An 11328-nucleotide genomic window follows, 5' to 3' on the forward strand; every position below is an offset into this window, starting at 1 on the left:
GGGGGAATCATATATGAACAGGAATCATATTTCTTCTATAATTGCCACCAGACTTCGCGCATCTTCGGCATTAACCGGCGTTATCTTCCTGTCGATGTGGACCGGGGTTGCCGCCCATGCGCAGGTCAGCGGTGACCAATGCAGCATGTTGGGGGAAGCCTGTGTCTACACGTCTGAGGGGGTTTCACCTGCCTTGCCACCGCCTGATGGCAGCGCAGACCCGGGACAACCCGGCGGGGCAGCACCCTCTCTAACGTCCGCCTATACCAACCCGCAGGGCCTTACCGATTATGTGTCGGCGCGCGCATATTACTCGCCGATCGACATGACCTCACGCGGGGGCACCGGGCAACGTGGCGCCAATGGCAACGCCAGCGGCGGTGGCTGGGGCGGGGATGGCGGCCTAGGCGGCAACCTCACCTTCTCCGTGATTGCGGCACACCAGATGACGCCTACCGGCGTATCCAATTCCATCGCCAGCGGCATCACCGTCCAGTCGATTGGCGGCACGGGCGGCGGTGGCGGGGTGGGGCCAGGCGGCGCCGGGCAGAGCGGTCGAGGCGGCGATGGCGGAACCGTGACGGTCGGCCAGCTCGACGGATATTGGGTCTCGCTGTCGGCCGGCACGGGCGCCTTCATCGCGTCTTTCGGCGGCACCGGCGGCACTGGACGCGACTATGACGGCGATTACAAATTCGGTGCCAATGGCTTTACCGGTGGCGACGGCAATGTCGTCAACGCCACGCTTACCGGCAGCTATGCCGGTTATGTGAATGCCGTGAAGGTCAGCTCCAGCGGCGGCGACGGCGGCGGTGGCGGTAAGGGGGACAGCGCCTACAGCGGCCAGGGCGGCAACGGCGGCAATGGCGGCAATGGCGGGGATGTGACCGTAGTGATGACGTCGACGGCCCACTTGCAATCCGGTGGCCCCGGTGGCGCGGCGCTTTGGGTCTTGTCATCGGGTGGCAGAGGTGGCGTGGGCGGTGGCGGCGAACTGGGCGGCACGGGCGGGGAAGGCGGCAACGCCGGCAACGTGAACGTCACTCTGGCCGGGCAAATCCTCACTGATCTTCCCTCCGACTATTCCAGCCCGGCCCCCGGCTTGCTGGCGCAATCGCTGGGCAATGTGGGCGGCGGCGGCGGCCATGCGTCTGACTGGTCGTTCAACCCCACTGGCGGTGATGGCGGCACAGGAGGCACGGCCGGCACGGTAACGGTGCAGGGCAGCGGCGTGATGATCCTGGCGGGTTCCACCACCATCACGGATATCTCGCCTGGCGTGCTAGCCCAATCGATTGGCGGCCTCGGCGGCGTCGGGCCAGACCAGACGGGGATCTTCGCGGTCGGCGGAAGCGGCGGCAAGGCGGCCAATGGAAACACGGTAAGCGTGGCACTTTCCGACGCTTCGATTACCACCTCGGGCTTCGGGTCGGGCGGTATTGTCGCCCAGTCCATCGGCGGGGGCGGCGGCAAGGGCGGCGATGCCACCAGCAACAACGGTGTTTTGGTGGGCATGACCATCGGCGGCACGGGAGGCGCGGGCGGTGCGGCCGGATCGTCTTATGCCGCAAATTTGGGCGGCCTGATCCAGACCAAAGGCGATCACTCGCCCGGCATCATGTTCCAGTCGATCGGCGGCGGTGGCGGATCGGGTGGATCGTCCTACGACAAGGTGCACTCCGGCCTGTTTGGCGCGGCGATCTCGGTCGGTGGAAATGGCTCCGCCGGAGGCGATGGCGGAGCAGCCAATCCCGACCAGATCGAAAACAACTCGGGCCGCATCCTGACGACCGGCAAGGAAAGCTTTGGCATTCTTGGACAATCCATCGGCGGCGGAGGCGGACAAGGCGGTGCTTCCACCGCGAAGAGCATCGTGAAGGGCGCCAGCGACTATCCCAGCTTTTCGCTGGCGCTGGCGACCGGTGGGAACGGAGGCACGGCAGGAGACGCGCTTTATGTCTTCGCCGACAACGACGGCCTGATCGCAACCTCGGGCAATGGCTCTATCGGCATTCTCGCCCAGTCGATCGGCGGCGGCGGCGGTTCGGGCGGCGATGCGAATGCCTCCTCCGACACCTCGGCAGGAAGTTACAGCCTGTCGGCCAGCGTAGCCCATGGCGGCAAAGGCCAGTCCGGGGGGAATGGCGCCAAATCCTGGGCTGGCAATGGCGGCCTGATCATCACCACCGGCGAATCGGCAGACGGCATGCTGGTGCAATCCATCGGCGGCGGCGGCGGAAGCGGCGGGGCCGGCGATGCCAAGGCCACCACGAAGGCCGACAACAGCCTCGGGCTGGACATGTCGATCGGCGGGCAGGCCGGAAACGGTGGCACGGGCGGCACGGTGAAGGCCGACAACTCCGGCTCGATCCTGACTCTGGGCGACGGCGCCCACGGCATCATCACCCAGACCATCGGCGGTGGCGGCGGCCGTGGCGGCGGCGCGGCGGGGTCGAATTCGGGCACGCTCGGCGTTGGCGTGGTGGTCGGCGGGAGCGGCGGCAACGGTGGCGGTACGTGGGACAGTTCGGCCGGCACGGAAGTGACAAACTCAGGCTCCATCGTGACATTCGGGGCAGACGCGGGCGGCATCCTCGCCCAGTCCATCGGCGGCGGCGGCGGTGCGGGCGGCAAGGCCGGCACCAGCCTTGGCGACAAGAAGAACAACGGCGACGGATCGAACGGCAGCGATGCGAGCGTTTCCGACACAATGGCGGACATCTCGAACGACTTTGCAAACGGCACCGCCATCGGCAGCTATGCCAGCCTCGACCAGCTCCTTGCCGCCACCAACAAGCTGTTGGGCAACGGCAACAGCCAGCTGGGCGACGGCGACGATATCGACAATCTGGACAGCACGTCCGCCACCGGCGGCGAGAACAGCGACGACAATGAGGCTACATCCATCTCCATCAACGTCGGCGTGGGCGGCAATGGCGGCAATGGCGGGGCAGCGGGAGCCATTCTGGTAACCAACGCGGCAAACGCCACGGTCGCCACCATGGGCAAGCACTCGGATGCCATCGTCGCGCAGGCCATCGGCGGCGGCGGCGGCAAGGGCGGCGGCGCCTCGACCGCCAGCAGTGGCACCTATTCCGGTGGGATCAACATCGGCGGCAAGGGCGGCAACAACAGCTATTCGAACGCCAACAACGGCGGCCAGCCAACCGTCGTCAACCTCGGCACCGTCTACACGGTGGGCGCGCTGTCGTCGGGGATTGTGGCGCAATCGATAGCCGGCGGCGGCGGAATCGGCGGCACCTCTTCCGTAACGGTCACAGACTCGAACGGAGGCGGCTCGGGCCAGAAGTCTGCCATCACGGCAACGCTCGGTGGCGCGGCCACGGTGGCAAACGGCAGTTCGCAAGTAGCGCAGGTGACGAACTCCGGCACGATCGAGACGCGCGGGCATGATTCCTATGGCATCATCGCCCAGTCGATCTCCGGCGGCGGCGGTATCCTGAAAACCCTGGCGACCAACCTCGACACCGCAAACGGATCCATCAGCTCGGGCGCCTCCAAGGATTTCAACGTCGATCTCCGCCTGGGCGCGACGGGCAGCAACATCAGCGGCAACGCCGGCGCGGTTTTCGTCACCACCAACGGGGCTGGCGTGATCACCACGCGCGGCGACAACGGTGTGGGCATCTTGGCACAGACGGTGGCGGCGGGCGGTGGCCTCGCGCTGGGCGGCAAGCCACAGGGAAGCCAGGCCGCTGATTTCCTGGGGGCTCCCGATCCACTGGCGGAGTTCGGCAAGAAGGGCTCGGTGAACAGCGGCCTCAGCACGAATCCTGCCGACATGCAGGGCGTCCACGTCAATGTGGGGGCCAACATCGTAACTTATGGTGCCGGGGCGGTGGGCGTGTTTGCCCAATCTGTGGGAGGCTCCGGGGGCATCGCCGGAGACATTGGCAACACCATGCAGTTGAACAGGATGGGAGCGGCACAGCTCGCCACGGCCTACATCGGCGACGGCGGCGACATCAGCGTGAACGTCGCGCAAGGGGCCACCATCGTGACGGGTGCCCAACAGCCCTTTTCCAACGCCTGGGGCAATGCGCCGGGCATCATCGCCCAGTCGGTCGGCGGCGGCGGCGGCTGGTTCACCAACTCGGGCGGCGCCTACATCGGCTCGGCAGGCGGCACCGGTAATGGCGGCGTGATCAACATCGATGTGCAGGGAACGGTGGATGCGCGCGGTCCCGCATCAGCCGGCATTTTCGCCCAGTCGACCGGCGGCGGCGACAATGGCGGATCGGGATCTGGTGGCGTAATCACAATCACTATTGGAGGTGCCGGCAACAAAGCAGCGTCGGTCTGGGGTGGGAACGGTTTCGGCGCAATTGCCGCGGCTGTATACATCCGCAACGGCGCTTCGGGCAGCAGCGTCACCAACTATGGGGTGGTAAACACCCATGAATCCACAGACGGCTATGCGTTCTACTCGGACAGCGCTTCGTTTCAGGTGCAGAACTACGGCATCGTCACGGGTAACACCAATATCGGCGGCAACTTCATCAACGAACAGGGCGGCACCTATGTTCCGCTCTCCACCGTTAACCTGAACGGCGGCACGTTGACCAATGCGGGTGTTCTGCACAGTGGCTCTGCGGGCAAGGTGACATCGACCATTCTGACGGGCCATCTGCACCAGCAGGTGGGCGGTGTGTTGCACATCGATGCGGACATGGCTGGCGGCAAGGCAGACAGCCTGTCGGTCAGCGGTACGGCGGTGATTGCGGGCACGGTGCATGTGGCACCCACCAGCGTCTCCAACCGCGCGATGAAGGTGCTGAGCGCCGCCGGTGGCCTCACGCTCGACCCGTCGCTGGCGATGACCGACAGCAGCCATCTGTATGACTTCCGCTCGTCGGTGTCGGGCCATGACATGTCGGTGTCGGCGGTGGCCAACTTCAAGGCGAAGGCGGCCGGCTTCGGCGCCAACGAGAAGTCGGTGGCTGCCAGCCTGCAATCGCTGTTCGACGGTGGTGCTTCGGCCGACACCGCCTTCACCCGCCTGCTGACGGTGGCGGACGACGCCGGGTATGCGGCTGGCCTGAAGTCGCTCGCCGGTCAGGGGCTGGGGGCCTTCGGCGCCTTCCGCTTCAACAGCAGCCGCACCTTCGCGGGCAACCTCACCGGCGGCTGCGCCGGGCTGCAACTGGAAGACCGCTCCACCGAGCGCTGCGGCTGGGCGCGCGTGCTGGTGAACAACACCACGCAGGAGGCGGCAACCGACACGCATGGCTACAGGGCCGATGCCTGGGCGATGCAGATTGGCGGACAGACGCCGCTGTCGGACGACCTCGCGCTCACCGGCTCGGTGGCTTACGAAGGCACGACGTTCCACGATGAAAGCCGCTCAGCACGGATCAAGGGCGACACGCTGCTGGCGGGCCTCGGCCTGCTCTACACGCCGGCGCGCTTTGAACTCTCCGCCGGGATCGACGCGGCCTATGGCTGGTACAAGTCCCGCCGGACGATCTCGCTGGGCTTGGCCGAACAGGCGAACGCCAGTCCGAAGCAGTCGCAACTGGGTGGCCATGCGCGGGCGGCCTACAACCTGCTGGAGGAAGGGAAGAGCTTTGTCCGCCCGTTCGTGGAAGGCCATGCCATTCATGTCTCCAACAAGGCGTTCACCGAGACGGGCAACTCGCCGTTCCGGCTGGCGGTGGAAGGCCGCGCGGACACGGCGCTGATCGGCGTGGCGGGCGTGGAGATGGGGACAGCGCTGGCGCTGAGCGGGAAGGTCACGCTTCGTCCGTTCGCCAGCGCCGTGCTGGAATATGGGTCCCCACGCGAATGGACGACGACCGCCCGGTTCGCCGAGCAGCCGCAGGGTGACAGCTTCGACCTGAAGACCGCAGGCCCCGGCACGCTGGGCCGGTTCTCCATCGGCGCCGACCTCCTCGGTGCGAAGAACGTGGCGTTCTCCGTGCAATACGCCCCTGAACTGGGCAAGGACTTCACTTCCCACTCAGGGACGGCAAGGCTCACCATCGCGTTCTGATAAGAGCCTTGCATGTAGAGAGCAGCCCCGCCCAAACAGGCAGGGCTGCTCTTCCACGCAGCCAATCGTCCGCCTTCCGGAAAGGCACGGCCGTGAAACCCCATATCGCCTACACATTCCACCATATGGGTATCCCGACGGATGAAACCCGCCCCGGTGAGATCTTCAGCCTGGCGGCCGGCATATATACGACGGACAACTTCGGCGCCTTCCGTATCCAGTAGCACCGGTTCACGCCAAACTCTCCCTTGCATCCCCTCATCCGCACCGTGCCGCACCCGGCGTTCAAGGTGGCGGATCTGCAAGCGGCAATTGAGGGAGAGGAACTGCTGCTTGGGCCCTATGAACCTATTGACGGCTACTTCGTCGCCATCATCAACGACGACGGCGTGCCGGTAGAGCTCATCCAGACGGACCTTGCCGATGACGAGATATGGAGCCGCGCCCGAACAGGCCGGGGCGCACTTTATCGCAACCCGGGCCTGTAGGGGCATGGTCCCCCGGCGTTCACAAGGTCGGAGCAGAGGCGCATGCAGGATATGAAAACATGGCTAACGGGTCACTGGGCGCCCGGACGAGCGGAAGTCAGGATCATAAACTCGATCGCACTTCGAACAGCCGCTTCTTCCGCGACCACTTCGAGCTTGAGTTCTATGTCCGCAAGCTGGCGAAGAACGGCGTCAAGCTGGTCTCGATCACTCAGGAAATGGGGGATGACCCCATGCACGTCATGATGCGGCAGATCATGGCGCTGTTCGATGAATACCAATCCAAGGAAAACGCCAAGCACGTCATGCGTGCCTTGAAAGAGAACGCCCGCCAAGGCTTCTGGAACGGCTCGCTTCCCCCTATCGGCTATCGCACTGTCGCCGCCGAGCAGCGCGGAGCCAAGACCAAGAAGAAGCTGGAAATCGACCCCCTCCACGCCGACACGGTGCGGCTGATCTACAGGCTTGCCTTGGAAGGCGATGGCACGACCGGCCAGATGGGCGTCAAGAACATCGTCTCCTATCTCAATAGCCGTCGCATATTCACCCGCGACGGTGGACGCTGGGGCATCGGTCAGGTTCACCGCATCCTGACCCGCCGCACCTATATGGGCGAGCATGAGTTCAACAAGCGCAGCAAGACCAAGGAATTGAAGCCGGTCAGCGAGATCGTAACGGTTCCCGTCCCTCCGATCATCGACAAGGAGACGTTCGACGCGGTTCAGAAACTGCTCAAGGCCCGCAATCCCAAGGTCATGCCCGCCCGCGTCATCAGCGGCACGACCATGATGACTGGCCTGATCCATTGCGCCAAGTGTGGCGGGGCCATGACCATCCGCACCGGCAAGGGTGGGCGTTATCGCTATTACACTTGCTCGATGAAGGCGCGGCAGGGGCCGACGGCCTGCGAGGGCATGGCCGTGTCGATGGAGAAGCTGGACGATCTGGTCGTCAATCACCTTGAGAAACAGCTACTCCAACCCGAGCGGCTGGAAACCGTCCTTGCCGCCGCACTCGACCGCAGGGAGGAACACGCAGAGCGCCGACGCGAGCATATCGCCGAGTTGAACAAGCGCGCGGCCGAATCGGAACTGCGCCTCAAGCGGCTCTATGACGCCATCGAGGCGGACGTGACCGATCTGGACGACCCGGCGCTGAAAGACCGCATCGACGGCCTCAAGGCCATCCGCGATCAGGCCAAGGCCGATGCCGACCGGGCTCAGGCCATGCTCCAGAACTCGGGACAGAAGGCGGTAACGCCGCAGATGCTGCGCAAGTTCGCCGCAACCGCCCGCGACCGTATCCGGCTGGAAGGCGGCGGCTACCGCCGCGACCATCTGCGCGCGCTCGCCCAGCGTGTCGAGGTCGCAGACGGCGAAGTCAGGATCATGGGATCGAAGTCCCGGCTGCTACAAACGCTTGTGGCGGGAAGTGGCGTAAAATCAGTGCCCACTCAGGGACTGAAGTGGCGGAGTCGGAGGGATTCGAACCCTCGGTACCGGTTACCCAGTACGGCAGTTTAGCAATTTGCCCAGACGCATGTTTCTGCATGTTTGCGTATGTTGCAAAAATCACCTTAATCATCTGATTTTAGTTGCATTTTACCGCTTGGATGCTCGGGACATGTTGTCGTATGTTGGCGCTGCACTCTTACACAGCTCTTACACGAGGGTTCCATGCCGAAGCTCAAGCTCACCAAAACCAATATCGACCGGGTGCGTAAACCCGGCACCGGGACCATCATCTACACCGACACCGAGACCAAAGGGTTCGGCTTACGACTGACCAATTCCGGAGCAGCTAGCTTCATCGTGCAGCGCATGATTGCGGGGTCAAGTAAGGAGCGGCGCATCACCATCGGTGAATATGGCGCGTGGACGGTTGAAGATGCGCGCAAGGTGGCTGAGAAGCACATTGCCCTGATGCGGGACGGCATAGACCCGGTTGCAGCAAAGGCGGAAGCGAAGAAGGCTGACGAGGCGATGGCAGTGACGCTGCGCGACGTGGCGGACAGCTATATGAACCGCCCCGGCAAGCTGAAGCCTCGGAGCAAGGACGCCATTGAGCGCATTGTCACCACGGTCTTCGAGAAATGGGAGCATAAGCCCATCGTCCAGATCACCGAGGACATGTGCCGCACTCGTTACAAGGAAATGGCGGAGAAGGGGCTGCATGGGGACCGCGAAGGGGGTTCGCCCGGGCAAGCCAACCAAGCCTTTGATATTCTTCGCGCAATGCTGAACTACGCCGCCCGCCAGTATCGTCGGTCTGATGGGAAGCCCCTTATCCAGCACAACCCGGTTGAGATTCTCGCGGACCATAAGGTGAAGCTGAAGCCACGCACGTCGCGCTATATCCCGAAGGAGAAGGTCGGCGACGTTTGGCACACATTGACCACGCACAGGGCGACGGTGGCGCTTGAGAAGGAGCGCACCAGCACCGACCTCGTGATGTTCCTGCTGCTCACCGGGGCGCGCCTTGAAGAAACCGCCTCTTTGCAATGGGCTAATGTTCATATCGTAGATGACGCTGCCGAGTGTCGCTGGCGCATAAGCAACAGGAAGCGCGGCGACGATGTATGGATGCCCCTGTCGTCGCAGGCAGTTGAATTGCTGAACCGTCGCCCCAAGGTTGAGAACAATCCCTATGTTTTCGCTTCCTTTTCAGCGCGCGGCTACATGGACCAGCCCCGCGGAGCGCTGGACAAGGTTGTTGGAGCCGCTGGCTCGCACCTTTCCGCGCACGACATGCGCCGCACCATGACGAACATCGCCCTTGGCGTTTGCCGCATCGAGAAGTTCAGGACCGACCTGCTCACGGGGCATAAGCCCAAGAACGAGGACGTGACTGCCAGCCATTACCTCGACACGGAAAACCTGACCTGGCTCCACCCCGAGATTCAGCAGATTGGTGACTGGATTGAACAACAGGGGCGGCTCGCAGCGGCGAAGGCAAGCGGTGCCAACGTAGTCGCCCTGCCCCAGCGCGCATAGCCGGGCCGCACAGCCTCGCGCACAGCGGCAATAAGGGGCTTGCCGCCGTTGGGGTGGCACCCCGCACGAGCCGCGCTCCCAGCCGCCTTACAGCGCCTCGCCTACCAGTTCGTTAGTTCAGGCGCATTTGCCCATCGGTGTCCAGCGGCTCACCCCCTCCCCTCGCTTTTTTGAACGAAACTTTTTCGTGACTTACGCGAGATTGTGCTTGCAACGCTTGCAAACGCACAATAAGGTTATGTTGTCTTATCACATAAGACGGTGCCGCACGGCGCACCCCCACGAGGGAAGTTCGTGAAATAGAAGCCGGCATACGGGAAGGCTGAAATGCCCTCTTAGTCCCCCGGACACTCTGCCAGAGGGAGTTCCTTTGGCGCTGGTGACCACAGCTTAATTTCCCTGCTCGACGGTCGAGGACCGCGCGCGGGTGCTGTTGAGGTTACCGCAATGAACAATTCCAAACTCTTGTCCAGTGCCGAAGCGGCAAGCCTGCTCGGCTTGTCGCCCTACACGATGCGCCTGTGGAGGCATCTGGGCAAAGGCCCGCGCTATGTGAAGCTTGGCGCCACGAAGCAGGCCTGCGTCGTTTACGACGAAGCTGAAGTGATGGCGTTCCGCGAGAAGCGCACCTTCACCAGCACTAGCGCTGCCACCGTCAGCCATCCCGGTAACGCCTGAGGCGCTTTTCCCACACATGAAAAGCGGCAGGACCGGGTGCCAACCAGACCTGCCGCTGAGAGGTATCAACGTGAACAGCAGCATTAAACGACAGATCGCGGCAGGTCCGCAACACGGCATGTCCCCGGCCGCAAATCGGGCAAAATCGCGCTCGGTTGCAAAATCGCCGGCAGCCCTCCGTCTCCCCAAGATGACGAGCATAGGGGGAGGGATGAGCCATGGTTGACTCCATCACAGACGCCATGCGGTGTGCGCCCATCTGGTTGCTATGGAAAGCTGTTGTCGAACCGGGGAAACCCAAGCCTCGCAAGGTGCCTTACTACATCAACGGTGCGGCACGGAGCGGGATTCTGGATAGCCCTGATGACCGGGCGCAGCTTGGCACCTATGAACAGGCAGTCGCCGCATACGGTAGTTCGGGCGGTGCATATGCCGGTCTCGCAATTGCCCTTGGTCCTGATGGGCGTGGCGGGTATTGGCAGGGCATTGACCTTGACGACATGCTTGCCAAGAGCATCACCGACATTGCGGACCTATGGACGCGCGGACCATGTGCTGGGCTTGGCTATGTCGAAATGAGTCCCAGTGGGAACGGCATCCACCTCATTGGCTACGGTCGCCAGTTCAAATCGCTTGGCTCGAACAGCAGCGGCATCGAAGCATACGCGGGCGGACGGTTCTTCACGTTCACCCAGCAGCCTATCGTCGCTGACAGCCCATGTCGCACATATGACCTTGCCGAGTATGTGGAGCAGGCGCTTGCCCAGCGCCACGGCGCGGCACGGTCAGAGTCGGCAGGCACCAGCGAAGCGGGGACCGTCCGTGCCGATCCCAAGACGGTTACAGAACTGCGCTCCGCGCTCCTGCACATGCGTTCTGATGATCGCGATCTGTGGGTTGCGGTTGGGCAGGCCTTAAAAGAGCTTGGCGATACTGGGCGCGGCTTGTGGATGGACTGGTCCGCGACGTCAGAAAAGTTTGATCCCAAAGAGGCGGCCAAGAAATGGGCGAGCTTCGACGGCACCAGAACTGGATATCAGGCCGTGTTCAAGAAGGCGCAGGATGCCGGCTGGGTGAACCCGGCAAGCAAAGCTGCTGACCTGCTCCCCAGAAATCATGCCATTGGTAAGTTAGCTCGTCAGATGGAGACGAGTGA

7 protein-coding genes are annotated in these 11328 nt (G+C 63.4%); all 7 read left to right on the forward strand.

What is annotated here, in order from left to right:
* Window positions 1–325: 325 nt before the first annotated feature.
* The gene (locus tag L6Q21_RS04200) at window positions 326–6013 is read left to right on the forward strand and encodes an autotransporter outer membrane beta-barrel domain-containing protein (protein WP_255696706.1); all 5688 of its coding nucleotides are present in this window, start codon (window positions 326–328) and stop codon (window positions 6011–6013) included.
* Window positions 6014–6105: 92 nt separating this feature from the next.
* Window positions 6106–6237 carry a hypothetical protein gene (locus tag L6Q21_RS17940; protein WP_255696707.1) on the forward strand — a complete coding sequence of 44 codons (132 nt, stop codon included), beginning with the start codon at window positions 6106–6108 and terminating at the stop codon, window positions 6235–6237.
* A 24-nt stretch (window positions 6238–6261) separates the two neighbouring features.
* Window positions 6262–6501, forward strand: coding sequence for a VOC family protein (locus tag L6Q21_RS04205; protein WP_237829305.1), 240 nt, complete (start codon window positions 6262–6264; stop codon window positions 6499–6501).
* 59 nt (window positions 6502–6560) lie between these two features.
* Entirely contained in the window at window positions 6561–8024 is a 1464-nt protein-coding gene (locus L6Q21_RS04210; protein WP_237829307.1) for a recombinase family protein, read from the forward strand.
* A 153-nt stretch (window positions 8025–8177) separates the two neighbouring features.
* Window positions 8178–9494, forward strand: a complete 1317-nt coding sequence (locus L6Q21_RS04215; protein WP_237829309.1) for a tyrosine-type recombinase/integrase — start codon at window positions 8178–8180, stop codon at window positions 9492–9494.
* 447 nt (window positions 9495–9941) lie between these two features.
* A complete protein-coding gene (locus L6Q21_RS04220; protein ID WP_237829311.1) occupies window positions 9942–10172 on the forward strand; it encodes a helix-turn-helix transcriptional regulator in 231 nt (76 codons plus the stop codon).
* A 218-nt stretch (window positions 10173–10390) separates the two neighbouring features.
* Window positions 10391–11328, forward strand: a 938-nt coding sequence (locus L6Q21_RS04225) for a PriCT-2 domain-containing protein (RefSeq protein WP_237829312.1), incomplete at its 3' end; no start/stop codon positions are given.

The organism is Sandaracinobacteroides sayramensis (assembly GCF_022014495.1).
Classification (GTDB): Bacteria; Pseudomonadota; Alphaproteobacteria; order Sphingomonadales; family Sphingomonadaceae; genus Sandaracinobacteroides; species Sandaracinobacteroides sayramense.